Origin of the sequence: Rapidithrix thailandica (assembly GCF_039710355.1) — a bacterium.
Taxonomy (GTDB): domain Bacteria; phylum Bacteroidota; class Bacteroidia; order Cytophagales; family Flammeovirgaceae; genus Rapidithrix; species Rapidithrix thailandica.
In genome coordinates, this window is the sequence record NZ_JBDKWZ010000013.1 from 132,926 (window position 1) to 147,132 (window position 14,207).

General features: G+C 42.8%; 10 protein-coding genes. 5 read left to right on the forward strand and 5 right to left on the reverse strand.

Going from position 1 to position 14,207, the window contains the following annotated elements:
• Positions 1-216: 216 nt before the first annotated feature.
• Positions 217-1,539: an AAA family ATPase gene (locus AAG747_RS20685; protein WP_346823130.1), complete on the forward strand. Its 1,323-nt coding sequence runs from the start codon at positions 217-219 to the stop codon at positions 1,537-1,539.
• A 28-nt stretch (positions 1,540-1,567) separates the two neighbouring features.
• Positions 1,568-2,839: a tetratricopeptide repeat protein gene (locus AAG747_RS20690; RefSeq protein ID WP_346823131.1), complete on the forward strand. Its 1,272-nt coding sequence runs from the start codon at positions 1,568-1,570 to the stop codon at positions 2,837-2,839.
• A 90-nt stretch (positions 2,840-2,929) separates the two neighbouring features.
• On the opposite strand, the gene lpcA is transcribed toward AAG747_RS20690, so the two are convergent.
• Both lpcA and AAG747_RS20700 read right to left on the reverse strand, forming a co-directional pair.
• A complete protein-coding gene (gene lpcA, locus AAG747_RS20695; protein ID WP_346823132.1) occupies positions 2,930-3,523 on the reverse strand; it encodes a D-sedoheptulose 7-phosphate isomerase in 594 nt (197 codons plus the stop codon).
• A 156-nt stretch (positions 3,524-3,679) separates the two neighbouring features.
• The gene (locus tag AAG747_RS20700; protein ID WP_346823133.1) at positions 3,680-4,282 is read right to left on the reverse strand and encodes a DUF1684 domain-containing protein; all 603 of its coding nucleotides are present in this window, start codon (positions 4,280-4,282) and stop codon (positions 3,680-3,682) included.
• Between the two features lie 812 nt (positions 4,283-5,094).
• Here AAG747_RS20700 and recQ point away from each other — a divergent pair.
• From recQ to AAG747_RS20715, 3 genes are all read left to right on the forward strand, one after another.
• A complete protein-coding gene (gene recQ / locus AAG747_RS20705) occupies positions 5,095-7,287 on the forward strand; it encodes a DNA helicase RecQ (protein ID WP_430300666.1) in 2,193 nt (730 codons plus the stop codon).
• A gap of 130 nt (positions 7,288-7,417) precedes the next feature.
• Positions 7,418-8,692 (forward strand): phosphoribosylamine--glycine ligase, encoded by a 1,275-nt coding sequence (gene purD / locus AAG747_RS20710; protein ID WP_346823134.1) that lies wholly within the window; start codon positions 7,418-7,420, stop codon positions 8,690-8,692.
• A 91-nt stretch (positions 8,693-8,783) separates the two neighbouring features.
• On the forward strand, positions 8,784-9,926 hold the full coding sequence (locus tag AAG747_RS20715; protein ID WP_346823135.1) for a 5-(carboxyamino)imidazole ribonucleotide synthase: 1,143 nt from the start codon (positions 8,784-8,786) through the stop codon (positions 9,924-9,926).
• A 97-nt stretch (positions 9,927-10,023) separates the two neighbouring features.
• On the opposite strand, the gene AAG747_RS20720 is transcribed toward AAG747_RS20715, so the two are convergent.
• The 3 genes from AAG747_RS20720 to recJ all read right to left on the reverse strand — a co-directional run bounded on the left by AAG747_RS20720 (position 10,024) and on the right by recJ (position 13,905).
• A complete protein-coding gene (locus AAG747_RS20720) occupies positions 10,024-10,929 on the reverse strand; it encodes a rhomboid family intramembrane serine protease (protein ID WP_346823136.1) in 906 nt (301 codons plus the stop codon).
• Between the two features lie 144 nt (positions 10,930-11,073).
• Positions 11,074-11,883, reverse strand: a complete 810-nt coding sequence (locus tag AAG747_RS20725) for a rhomboid family intramembrane serine protease (RefSeq protein WP_346823137.1) — start codon at positions 11,881-11,883, stop codon at positions 11,074-11,076.
• Positions 11,884-12,204: 321 nt separating this feature from the next.
• Positions 12,205-13,905, reverse strand: coding sequence for a single-stranded-DNA-specific exonuclease RecJ (gene recJ, locus AAG747_RS20730; RefSeq protein ID WP_346823138.1), 1,701 nt, complete (start codon positions 13,903-13,905; stop codon positions 12,205-12,207).
• Positions 13,906-14,207 lie beyond the last annotated feature (302 nt).

A 14,207-nucleotide genomic window follows, 5' to 3' on the forward strand; every position in this document is an offset into this window, starting at 1 on the left:
AACACCGGGATGATTTTATAAGAAACCATATTTACTCATAAACCTGAATCTGAAATACGGTGCCTGAATGCTCAGGCACCGTTATTTTTTATAAACTTAGGTAGTGAATGTGTCATATTCATTCCCCGGTCTTTTCACTCAATTCCTATTTGCTCAAAGATCTCCCTGGCTTTTATCTATATTTGATGGTGGTACTTATTTTTTTGATATTTTTTTATGAAACCAGACGATATCAGCAAATTACGTGAGGCTTTAGCTCTCTCTCCGGATAACGACTACTTAAGGCTTATTTTAATTCAGGCTTTAATCAACCATCAATCTTATGAGGACGCTCTTTCCGAATGTCTGACACTGTTAAGTAAAAACCCTCAACACCTACAGGGAAAGCTCCACCTGGCTACCTGCTACCTGGGCAAATCGGAAACGGGTACAGCCATTATCATATTAGAAGAAATCATCGATACCCATCCTTCGGCTGAAGTATATGTACTGTTGGCGAAAGCGTATTTACTGGAAAAGGATTTGCTCAAAGCAACCGGTTTTTATCAAAAAGCCAAAGAGCTTGACTCTGAAATACAGGACGAACAACTGGACCGGGAACTCACCCTCAAAGGAATGGAATCTTTACCGGTTGAAGATGATTTTGCCCAACAAGTAGAGGCTTCCATACAACCCAAGTCCAAAGACAAAGTAACCTTTGCAGAGGTGGGAGGTATGGAAAAAGAAAAGGAGGAAATCCGTATCAAAATTATTCATCCCTTACAACATGCCGACCTGTACGAAGCTTACGGAAAGAAAGTAGGGGGAGGGATTTTGCTCTATGGCCCTCCGGGTTGTGGCAAAACACATTTGGCAAAAGCGACTGCAGGAGAGATTGATTCTGAGTTTATTTCTGTCGGAATCAATGATATTCTGGATATGTATATCGGGAACAGTGAACGGAATTTACACCAATTGTTTGAAAAAGCCCGGACCTTGTCTCCTTGTGTGTTGTTTTTTGACGAGGTAGATGCCTTGGGGGCAAACCGCTCTGATCTCAGGACTTCGGCCGGACGGAATATTATCAACCAGTTTTTGTCCGAATTGGATGGCATTCATGGCGGCAACGATGGCTTGTTGATTATGGGAGCTACCAATGCGCCCTGGCATTTGGACCCTGCCTTTCGAAGACCGGGGAGGTTTGACCGGATTATCTTTGTGTCGCCTCCTGATCCGGAAAGCAGAAAAGCGATTACCCGGGTTTGTCTGGAGAAGAAGCCGGTCGAAAAAGTGGATTTTGACAAGGTTGCCAAACAGATGAAAGATTTTTCCGGAGCAGATATCAAAGCTGTGATAGATTGGGCCGTAGAAGAAAAAATCAAAGAGGCTATGAAGTTGGGTAGCCCTTCACCGATTACGACTCAGGACTTGTTGAAAGCAAGTAAAAAAATCAAACCCTCCACAAAAGAATGGTTCGTCACAGCCCGTAATTATGCGCTTTATGCCAATGAATCGGGTATTTATGATGAAATATTGGAGTACTTAAACATCAAAAAATAACTATCGACCAAATAATTCCGAACTAGCAATGGAAACAGAAAGCATATTGCAACGGGCGGCCATTTTGTTTAATCAGGGCCGGTATCAGGATGCCGCGGAGGAAGCCAAAAAGGCCTTGTCATTTCAACCTGATCATCCGGAAGCGCTGAATATTCTGGCACAATGTCACCTACAGGCAGAGGAGCCGGAAGAAGCTGAAAAAGTGATTGATACGGCCTTACAGATTGATCCGACAGATACGACGGCTTTATATCTGAAAGCCGCGATATTGTTTCAACGGAATAAACATACTAAGGCCATAAAATTTATTGACAGTGCGTTGTCGTACTATCCGATGTCCGCAGACTGTTATGGGCTGAAAGCTGCTATTTTCCACGATTTGGCAAAATTTGAAGACGCTTTGGCTGCTGCGAATAAGGGCTTGGAATTTGATGCCAGCCATTTGCAGTGCCTGAATCAAAGGGCGCAGGCATTGAACAAATTAGGAGATGCCGAGGCCAGTCAGGAAACTTTGAAAGATGCCTTGTCAGAAGATCCTGAAAATGCCTTTACCCATACGAACATAGGTTTTGCCCTGTTGGAAAACGGACAACATCAAGAAGCCATGAAGTACTTCAGGGAAGCCCTTCGCCTGGATCCTAATTCGGAAATGGCCCGGGGAGGCATGCTTCATGCCATTAAGGCTTCCAATCTGTTTTACCGCTGGTGGTTGAAATACGTATTCTGGCTGTCAAAAATGAGCCCTAAAATGCGGATTTTTGTCATCTTCGGAGGGTTTCTGATGTATAAATTCATCGGGAGTATCAAAGCGTCCTTAGGTGTGTTTGAGCCTTTGGCCACATTGTTTATATGGACATACCTGGTCATTGCTATTTCTACCTGGATTATCCAGCCTGTCTCCAATTTATTTCTTCGTTTCCACCCTTTCGGAAAGTTTGTTTTATCGGAAGAAGAGAAGAAATATTCCCGGTATACCTTGGTCACGGCTTGTTTGAGCCTTGTGGGGGTAGCCCTGATGCTCTCGATGGGAACGGAGTCTGTCGAATCAATCCAGTGGTGGAATATGGGTTTGTATTGTACTTGCTATGGGGTGATATTTATGATTGTCAGTAGTGCGGTGGGTAGTGTCGCTTCCAAAAAAGGAAAGAGAAATGTGAAACTGGCGGGCTTTCTCTTTATCGGCTGGGCTTGTATGGTTTTATTCTTGGGAATCTTTTTGCCTGTATTGGCTTTGAAAATGTTTAACTATTCGGCTTGGGGCTTTTTGGGATTCCAGTTTTATGCCAATTCCCAACATTGATGTAATAGCTTCTTGCTGTACTTAAACATGCAAAAAAAACATCGCTTCGTAAGAGTATATTCTACGAGGCGATGCTTTGGTTTCAGGGGATTATTTTCCACTGCCAAACATCCCTTCTTCAATCAACATCATTAAAATATGAATGACTTTGATATGGATTTCCTGAATGCGGTCGGCATAGCCAAAGTGTGGCACACGAATTTCCACATCGGCCAGTCCGTTCATTTTGCCACCGTCCTTTCCGGTTAAAGCGATGATTTTCATGTTTTTTGCTTTGGCCGCTTCAATGGCGTTCAAAATATTTTTAGAGTTGCCACTGGTGCTGATGCCTAACAAGACATCTCCTTCTTTTCCCAAGCCTTCCACATACCTGGAAAAAATATAGTCGAATCCATAGTCATTTCCTACACAAGAGATATGACTGGGGTCGGAAATAGCCATAGCGGGCAAGGCCGGACGGTTTTCGCGAAAGCGCCCACTCAATTCTTCCGCAAAATGCATGGCATCGCAGTGCGATCCTCCATTGCCACAAGAAAGGACTTTGCCTCCGGCCTTGATGGCTGTCACAATCAACCGGGCTGCTTGTTGTATGGCTTCTATATTTGTATCCTCTGCAAGAAATTTGTCCAACACCTGCTGTGCCTCTTGCAGTTGCTCCCGGATTAATGTTGCTTCTTTTGTCATGATTTGTCTTTATTCATTTGAGACCAAGTCAAACTGGTTGTGTGTAGCGAATGTAAAGCAAAATTAGGAAAAGGGGGCTGTTACAATTCACTTTCTCCCGGTTTGTGATGCGGAATGCTTTCTGCTTTCGATCTCCTCCAACATTGTATTACCGGGCTACAATTTAGAGTGCTTTACTCCTGCTTCAATCCTGATATTCAAATCATTTTCCTCAGGAGGGATGGGGCAAGAGTAGGAAGGGTTATAGGCACAGTACGGGTTATAGGCCTTGTTGAAGTCTATTACAATAGTATCGCCAGAAGGAATGGTGAGATCAAGGTAACGACCACCTCCATAGGTTTCTTTTCCATTGGTTAAGTCGGTAAAAGGGAGAAACAGATGATCTTTATACTTGAGTGTTCTCCTCAATTGATGACTTTGGTAGATGGATAATGTTAAGATTTGTCCTTCGATTTCAAAAATCACTTCCCCGTACTTTTCATAAGTAGGTAGCCTATCGGTGGTCGTTTGCATTTTGAAAGGCAGGGCATTGTGCGTTTTTACAAATTTTGCAAGCACCTTGTAGGTTGAGTCGATGGGAAAGAAATTGTGTTTCTTAAACTTTTTCAGGTCTTTTTTAGGCAAAGGCGATTCTTCCGGGTTTCGAAATTCTTCATTGAGTTCTTGTTGAAAGTGTGCAATTTCTTCTTCGTACTGCTGTGCCACTGCCGATCCTATAAACACAAAACTGATGAGGTAGCTAATGAATAGTTTTTGCATGGAAATGAAAGTTAAAATTGATTTTGACAGAATATAAGTTGATCACTTAACTAGCTTGGTTGTTGACGCTTTTAACAATATACATACAAAACCTTGCCTTTGAAGCGATCCTGAACGCTTTGTCTTTATTGGGGCCCAACAAAAAAGAGTCATTCAGTAGCTTTTAGGAGGTACCTGATGGCTATGGTACTCGCTTTCATTTACGGGTTCCCGAGGACAAATATACTGCGCTGGATCCGTTTTGAAAGTTAGACATACTCTAAGAGATGTTAGAGGATTTTCTTTTCAAGGTATCAAAAATACAAAAAGGGAGAAGTGGTTTGAGAGTCGGATTTTTCCCGGAATTAACCCGTATTAACGGTTTTGTATTTGGTGAATGAAGACTATTTCGTAATATTATTATAGAATTTGTATTTTATATATAATAAATGTTTTTCCCATATACTCCGATCTTTAAATATTTCAATATGTAGTTTTTCCATTGCAATGTGGGTCAAATTCAGTACATTACTCTAAAACATGGAGATAAATTTTTGTGATAAGTTAGGTAAGGTTTGAGGGAACAAGATAATACAATTGTTTTATCCCGAAGAGCCGAAGAGTTTTCTTGCCCCGAGAAATTGAAACACACAGTCGTCACTCTCAACTATAAGTACTATCTTTGCCGGGCAATTTTTGTAAATGCCGTAAGGACTTTACTTAAAATATTGAAAAAAATTACTTAATTTGAGTAAGGAAATAACCGGACAACCATAAATGAAAAATGAATGCCGTACTTGGCATTTAGTTCTTTCACTTTAGTGATGAGCCTTATGATGGTAACAGATCTTGAAGAGAGCTTGAGAAAAACGCTTAAAGAGGTATTTGGTTACAGCCAATTCCGAGGGAACCAGGAAGCAATTATTAAAAATATCCTCAAAGGCCAAAATACCTTTGTTATCATGCCCACAGGTGCAGGTAAATCTATGTGTTATCAGCTTCCTGCGGTCATATCTGAAGGTACTGCAATCGTGATCTCTCCTCTGATTGCTTTAATGAAAAACCAAGTTGATCAACTGAATGCATTAGGAATTACAGCCTATTTTTTAAATTCCACTTTGTCCAAATCGGAAATCAACCGGGTAAAGCGCGAAACCTTAAACGGAGAAGTCAAACTCTTGTATGTGGCCCCCGAGTCCTTGACCAAAGAGGAAAATGTAGACTTCTTGCGCAATGCCAAAATTTCCTTTGTGGCAGTGGATGAGGCACACTGTATTTCCGAATGGGGACATGACTTCCGTCCGGAATATCGGAGAATCAAGTCCATCTTAGAACAGTTGGGTGACCCTCCGATTATTGCTTTAACGGCTACGGCCACTCCCAAAGTCCGGCAGGACATTATGAAAAACCTCAAAATGGAAGTGGCAGATGTTTACTTATCGTCTTTTCACCGGAAAAATCTGTTCTATGAAGTGCAGCCGAAGGTGAACAGCAAAAAACAATTAATCAAGTTTGTGAACCATCACAGAGGGCAATGTGGGATTGTGTATTGTCTGAGTCGCAAAAAAGTGGAGGAGATTGCCCAGTTGTTGCAAGTCAACGGGGTGAAAGCGTTGCCTTACCATGCCGGAATGGAAGCCGGGATCAGAGAAAAAAACCAGGATGCCTTTTTGAACGAAGATGCCGATGTGGTGGTGGCAACCATTGCCTTCGGTATGGGAATAGATAAACCGGATGTGCGTTTTGTGGTGCACTACGATGCGCCCAAGTCCATTGAAGGGTATTATCAGGAAACCGGCCGGGCAGGTCGCGATAGTTTGGACAGTCACTGTTTGATGCTTTATAGTCCCAAAGACCTGGACAAACTGGAAAAATTTAACAAAGATAAAACGGTGACCGAGCGGGAAAATGCCAAACTCTTGTTACAGGAAGTGGCGTATTATGCGACCTCTTCGGTAGACCGCCACCGTCAATTGTTGCATTACTTCGGTGAATACCTGGAAGACGATTTTGACTTTTGTGATAACACAAAAAACGATAGAAAAACTTACGAAGCCAGGGACTTCCTGATCCTGGCGTTACAAGCTGCCCAACAGACCGAAGAGCGCTTTGACATCAACCATCTGGTGGATGTACTCAGAGGGGTGAAAAACGACTATGTCAAAAGTTACCACCACGATGAGTTGGAAGTGTTTGGGAAAGCCAAAGAGCAAAGTGATCATTTCTTACATTCCTTGATCCGTCAAGCGATGATTTATCGCTACTTTGAAAAAGATATTGAAAATATCACCACCCTTAAGATTACCGGGAAAGGCCGTGAATATTTGCAGAAGCCAACGCTGGTGACCTTCACCAAAGATCACGACTATACGAAGTATCAATTGGAAGAGGATGAAGACGGAGGTAACAATGTGCCCACAAAAACCCAATATTTTGACGAGGCCCTGTTAGAATTACTCAAAGGCTTACGTAAGAAGATTTCCAAGCAGAAAAGCTTACCTCCGTATGTGATTTTCCAGGAAAGCTCTCTGGAAGAAATGTGTACTACGTATCCTTGTTCCCAAGAAGAACTGGCACAAATCAACGGGGTCGGAATGGGAAAAGTGATGAAGTTCGGGCGGCCGTTTATCGACTTGATTACAAAGTATGTAGAGGAAAATGAGATTGTGACCGCTTCGGATGTAGTGGTGAAATCGGCAGTAAATAAATCCAAAACCAAAATCTTTATCATTCAACAAATTGACCGGAAGGTTGATTTGGAAGATATTGCCGAAGCGAAGGATATCTCTTACGATGAACTGTTAGACGAAATTGAAAATATTTGCTTTTCCGGAACCAAGCTAAACCTGGACTATTACATTGAACATATCCTGGATGAAGACCGGCAAGATGAAATTTATGACTACTTTATGAATGCCGAAACGGATAGTGTGGAAGAGGCTTTGGAAGAGTTGGGGGAGGAAGAGTATTCCGAAGATGACATCCGTCTGATGCGGATTAAGTTTATGTCGGAAGTGGCCCTTTAAAGAAAAAATCTTCAAAGATAATTGAGAGGAAAACGCGGGATGGCCCGCGTTTTTTGTTATAACTCTACTCGAAAAACATTTTTTGCTTGTAATTTCGCTGACAAATCCATTAACTGAAAAAGAAATGAACATGAATGTTTTAGTAATCGGATCAGGAGGAAGAGAACATACCCTGGCTTGGAAAATCGCTCAAAGCCCAAAGTTAAGCAATTTGTATGTCGCACCAGGAAATGCCGGAACGGCTGCCATTGCCACCAACGTGGAATTGGGAGTGAGTGATTTTGACGGTATTGCGGCATTTGCAAAAGAAAAAAACATCGATTTGGTGATCGTAGGGCCAGAAGCACCTTTGGTGGAGGGAATTGTAGATTACTTTAAAAAGGACCCTTCCCTGGCCGGAATTAAAATTATCGGCCCGGACAAGCAAGGGGCTTTGCTGGAGGGAAGTAAGGACTTTGCCAAAAATTTCATGTTGAAATATGAAGTGCCGACCGGACATGCTAAAACATTCGATAAAGATACATTGGAAGCCGGCTTGAAGTATTTGGAGTCGGTACAGCCACCTTTTGTGTTGAAAGCCGATGGGCTGGCTGCGGGAAAAGGCGTGATCATTACTGAAGACTTGGAAGAAGCTAAAACGGCTTTGAAAGAGATGGTTGATGGAAAGTTTGGAGAGGCCAGCGCCAATGTATTAATCGAGCAATTTTTGAAGGGTATCGAACTTTCCGTATTTGTGCTGACCGATGGTAAAGACTATGTGATCTTACCTTCGGCCAAAGACTATAAACGCATCGGAGAAGGAGATAGCGGCTTGAATACCGGAGGAATGGGGGCTGTGTCTCCGGTGCCCTTTGCAGATGAGGAGTTTATGGAAAAGGTGGAACGCCAGGTGGTAAAGCCGACTATGAGAGGCTTACAAAAAGAAGGTATTGATTTCAATGGTTTTATCTTTTTTGGCTTGATGAATGCCCATGGAGATCCGTATGTTATCGAATATAATGTACGGATGGGAGACCCGGAAACCGAGGTGGTGATGCCTTTGCTGAAAAATGACTTATTGGAGCTATTCCAGCTGACCGCAGAGAAGCGTTTGAGCGAAGCAAAAATAGAGGTGGATAACCGGACGGCTACTACTGTAATGTTAGTGTCAGGCGGCTATCCGGAAAGCTATGAAAAAGGAAAAGAAATTACAGGTCTGGATCAAACGAACGAGGTAATCGTCTTGCATGCTGGTACTCGCTTGGACGAGCAAAACCGGGTATTGACCAACGGAGGACGAGTGATCGCCCTGACGGCCTTTGGCGATACGATGGAAGAGGCCTTGGCAAAATCATACAAAGCTGCTGAAGCCATTGCATTTGACAAAAAATATTATCGTTCGGATATCGGATTTGACTTGAAATAAAATTTTTCAGTGGTAGGGAAAAGATGGGCAACCGGAGGTAGACTTATAAGAGTTGTCCGGTTGCTCATTGAAGGTAATAGTTTAAAAGTCTATGAAAAAAATCCATCAAAACTTTAAATTAGGAGTGTTAGGCGGGGGGCAGCTTGGACGAATGCTGATTCAGCCCGGTGCCAATTTCAATGTACATATAAAAGTATTGGACCCGGACCCACATGCTCCATGTGCGCGATTGGCTACGGAGTTTGTGCAAGGTTCTCTGACGGATTTCGACACGGTGGTGAAGTTTGGGGAAGATGTGGATGTACTCACCATTGAGATTGAAAATGTCAATACGGATGCATTGGACGAGTTGGTAAAAAGAGGCGTGGAAGTGTATCCCCAACCTCATATTATCAAGCTGATTCAGGACAAGCGAACACAAAAGCAATTTTATAAGGATCATCAAATTCCAACCTCGGACTTTGTGTTGGTAGACAACCTGGAAGAAGCCAAACAATACACAGAAATGCTACCGGCTGTACAGAAATTAGGCAAGGAAGGATACGATGGCAGAGGAGTACAGGTCATCAATTCGGAGCAAGATTTTGAAAAAGGATTTGATGCATCAAGTGTCTTGGAAAAGCGGGTGGATATTGATAAAGAAATTTCTATTATCATCGCCCGGAATCCATCCGGTGAAATCAAGACGTTTCCGGCTGTAGAACTTGTGTATCATGAGCAAAACCTGGTAGATTATCTGATTTCTCCGGCTCACCTTTCACAGGGAATAGAAGAGAGAGCAAAAGAAATTGCCACGGATTTAGTAGAAAAGCTAGGCTTTACCGGTTTGTTGGCGGTAGAAATGTTTGTAGATCAATCAGGAAAAATTCTGGTCAATGAAGTAGCTCCACGGCCACACAATAGCGGACACCAAACCATAGAAGGGAACTATACTTCACAATATGAACAATTGCTCCGGGCAGTATTGGATTTGCCCTTGGGCGATACCCGCTTGCGAGGACGTTCTGCTATGGTCAATGTTTTGGGGGCCGAAGGCTATGAAGGTTCGGCCTATTATGAGGGCTTTGATAAAGTGATGGCCTTGCCGGGTACGTATATTCACTTGTACGGTAAAAAGCTAACCAAGCCTTTCCGGAAAATGGGGCATGTCACTATTTTGGATGATCAGGAAGACAAATTGATCGAAAAGGTGGAACTTGTAAAAAAGCATCTGAAAGTTATCACAAAGGATTGATAGAAATTTAAACGTATACCTATCCTTAAAACGAAAAGGGAACTTGTGCAAAGACAAGCTCCCTTTTTATATTTGGCAGATTTAAATCATCTCGTTACTAATTTTCTTCTTTCTTTTGGCTGGCCTTGAAGAGAATATGCTTTTCTTCGGCCGTGAGTTTTTCATAGCCCGATTCGGAAATTTTATCCAAAATCGCATCTATTACAGCCTGGTCCGGTTCGTCACTGTGATGATTGTTTCTTTTGGATTTTTTACCTGAATTTTTCCGGTAAGAGACATGGATTTTAGGCTTGGGTTTGAAGAGATTCGATACCCAATCCAAGACTGCCCATACAGGTTTACTCCAATCATGCCCTTTCCGCATTTGAAGAATAAACAAAAAGCCCATTAAGGCCCCGCCTAAGTGGGCAACGTTACCGCCTACATTGCCGCCTCCCAGGCCAATGATCGACATAAAAACCACTACGGCGGCAATGTATTTGATTCTTACCGGGCCAAGTAGCAATAAACTAATCCGGTATTCGGGTACTAAGGTGGCTGCACCGATCACAATGGCATCTACACTGGCAGAAGCGCCTACCATTCCGGATCCGGCATGAGCGCTAAAATACTCTACCAGATTAGACATTACCAAATAGGCTAAACCTCCGGCAATACCTCCCCAGATGTACAATGCAACTAACTTTCGGTTACCTAAGAATTCATCGAAAATCATCCCGAACCAATACAGCACCAGCATATTAAATAGCACATGAAAAAAGCCCTCATGGGTAAAAAAGTAGGTGAACAGAGTCCAAGGAGTAGTGATAAATTCATTAATAGAGGGCGATATGGATAGTAAATTAATGATCTTATCGTAAAAAGGCCCGGAACCGGATATTTTTGCGATCACAAAAATCAAATTCACCGTAACAAAGACGGATGCATTGATGATAATGAGCCGCATCAAACCGTTGTTGGGCCGGTTCCACGTGTACTTAAAGTCGTCAATAAAGCTTTTCATGGAATCAGTTTTCTTTTTTCTTTGGAACACCCACCCTTGGGCTTAGGTTTCCCTCATGAATTAATAAAAATATTAAAAATCTTATAAAACTGCCGTAGAATCCATTCGCTTTTCTCACAGAAAAAGCCAATAAACTTATTTTGCTTAATGATACCTGGGCAGTTTCCAATATTTTACCAACACAAACCCAAACAACATTCCCCCCAAATGCGCCAGATGTGCCACATTGTCACCCGGATTGTCTTGTAAGATGGAATAGATCGAGTAGCCTCCGAAGATCAATACCATGTATTTGATTTTGAGGGGAATCGGAGGGAAGAGTAGCATTACTTCCATATTCGGAAAGAGTAAGGCCATTGCCATGAGTATGCCGAATATAGCCCCCGAGGCTCCTACCATGGTAGAAAAATTGGAAGCGATATAGTAGACATTATTGGCAATCTGGATGCTGCTTTCAATATTTTGTGGCTCATTGGGGGCTTCGGGGAATTGTTCGTTCATAAACTGAAACACCCTTGTGTATTCCCGGGTTCTTTTGAGGTAGTCTTCTCCATGATCGTAAAAGAATGTCACAAATGCATCCGGGTTCGGGTCTGCGATGTATTCGTTGACGGCCTTTTCCACCCGGTTTATTTCGTAATAATTCACTCCTCCGTACAAGACCCCGGCACCTATTCCGGCAATCATATAGAATGTCAAAAAACGCTTAGGACCCAGCACTTGCTCCAACAAGGGGCCGAAGAAAAACAAACCCAACATATTGAAGAAGACATGGCCCAGGTTGGCATGTAGAAACATATAGGTGATAAACTGATAGGGCTTAAAATACTCGGATTGTATATGGCGCAAAGCCAACAATTCATTTAAGTTCATTGGCAAAATTGCATCGAGTGCAAATATCAGAATATTGATAATCAACAGTGATTTTACGACTGGAGTGATATTGAATCTCATTGTAATATTTTGTTTGTTGGCAATTGCTCTAACAAAAGTAACTATTAAATTCTCCTTTTGTAGCAGGTATAAGAATTATCCGGCATCTGGTGAACTTACATTCTGAAGCTTTTCATGATTCAATCCGCTTCCGGAGAATCAGAGAAGCCCTTGAGGGAATGTACGTCAAATACTCCCGGCTTGTTAGTGTAAATGTATAGAAAATTATCACTCTATGGGCATAAGTGAAGGGGAATCGGGCATGGCTATGGAAGAATAGATGCGAATCATTCCATCGTTGCCTTATACAAGCTCAAAGGGTTTTTGACCAGCCTGGTTATTTTACCCTTTAATATCCCTTAACATGAGTTGCAGGGAAGTGCGTCCGTTATAGGTGTTTTCTTCAATGGAATAACAGACTTGAAAAGGCCGTCCGGAGGCAACCAAAGGGTAAAAACCCGCCATGTTGAAACCTATGGCATCCAACACTTGCTGACCGTTGGCTTGTTTTACTTTAAGTTTCAAGTGCCGGTCTTTCAAGACGCGGGCATAACCCGAATCGATCACCCCTTCGGAAACAAAAACAGGTTGCATGTTTTCCGGGCCGAAGGGGGCCATTTGTTGTACTACTTGATAAAAGTTGGGATTGATTTGATCGAGAGATAACTTCAAATCGATATAGATTTTGGGAGTCAGTAAATCCTGGGTAATGGATTGAGAAACGACCTCTTCAAAACGTAGGGCGAAAGCTTCCAGGTTACCTTGATCCAGTGTGAGACCTGCTGCGTATTTGTGTCCACCGTATTGTTCCAACAAATCCTCACAAGCTTCAATAGCAGTATAAATATCGTAGTTTTCAACGGAGCGGGCCGAACCGGTGATCTTCCCTTGGGACTGGGTCAGAATGATGGTAGGGCGATAGTACCGTTCGATACAACGGGAAGCGACAATACCTATTACGCCTTTGTGCCAGTCCGGATTATACAATACGGTTGTTTTCCGGTTTTGTAATCCAAATTCTTCGATCATGGCCAATACCTCGTCCGTAGTATTGGTATCGTAGTCTTTTCGTTGTTCGTTTTTGGTGTCAATACTTTTCGCCAGGCTTTTGGCTTCTGCCTCCTCTTCCGATAAAAGTAAGTGGACGGCTTCTTTGGCATGTCCGATGCGTCCGGCAGCATTGATGCGTGGCCCTATGCCAAACACGATACCGGAAATACTCAAAGGAGGGCGCAGGCCGGCGATATTGATCAATGCCTGGATACCTACACGGGCTTCTTTATTTATTTGTTGTAAACCAAACCGGGCCAAAATCCGGTTTTCTCCGGTAATGGGCACAATGTCGGAAGCAATACTGATGGCGACCAAGTCCAAGTATTTGAACACTTCTCTTTCATCGATACGATTAAGCCGGCAATAGGCTTGTAAGAGCTTGAAACCTACCCCACAACCTGATAGCTCTTTGTAGGGGTAAGGACAATCTCTCCGTTTGGGGTCCAACACGGCAAAAGCGGGAGGAAGACTTGCCCCGGGTGTGTGATGATCGCAGACGATAAAATCAACTCCGGCAGCTTTGGCCCTGGCGATCTTCTCCACGGCCTTGATGCCACAGTCCAAGGTGATGACTAAGTCAATATTTTGTTGAATAATATACGTTACGGCCTTGTCTGATAGACCGTAACCCTCCGAATATCTGTCGGGAATATAAAACTCAAAAGGAACGGACTGGTTGCGGAAAAAACCTGAAAGCAAACTGACAGAGGTCGTGCCGTCAACGTCATAATCACCGTAAAAAAGAATTTTTTGCCCTTTTTGTACCGCTTCGGTAAGCCGTTCGGCGGCCTTGTGCATGTCGCGCATTTGGAATGGATCATGCAATTGTTGCAAGCCTGCCCGGAAGAAATGCTTGGCTTTTGGGAAGTCGTCTATCGACCTTTGCAAAAGCAGGCAAGCCGTAGGCGTGCTGACATTGATGGTTTTGCTGAGGGTTTTGATCTTTTCTACTAAGGGGACCTCTTTATATATCCATTGTTTTTCCTGCAAGATGAGATAGATTTTAATTTGAAAAAGTTAACTTAGCAAGTGAGCCTGAAGCTAGTATCAGGGCCAAGAGCCCTGAAAAATGACCATTGACCGGGGCTTTTCACAACCAAGCTTCAAAGTAAATAAATTCACAGCAAGTAACCACTCTTTCCTGCAAGCATCTTTTACATATGTCTGCCATTTTACGAATTTACTCAATGGTAGCCCTAACGTATGTTAATGCACTATCATTTGTGACTTGCATTTCCTTATTTTTGTATAAAAAGTCCTAAATAATCCTTTCTCATTACTATCACTCAGTA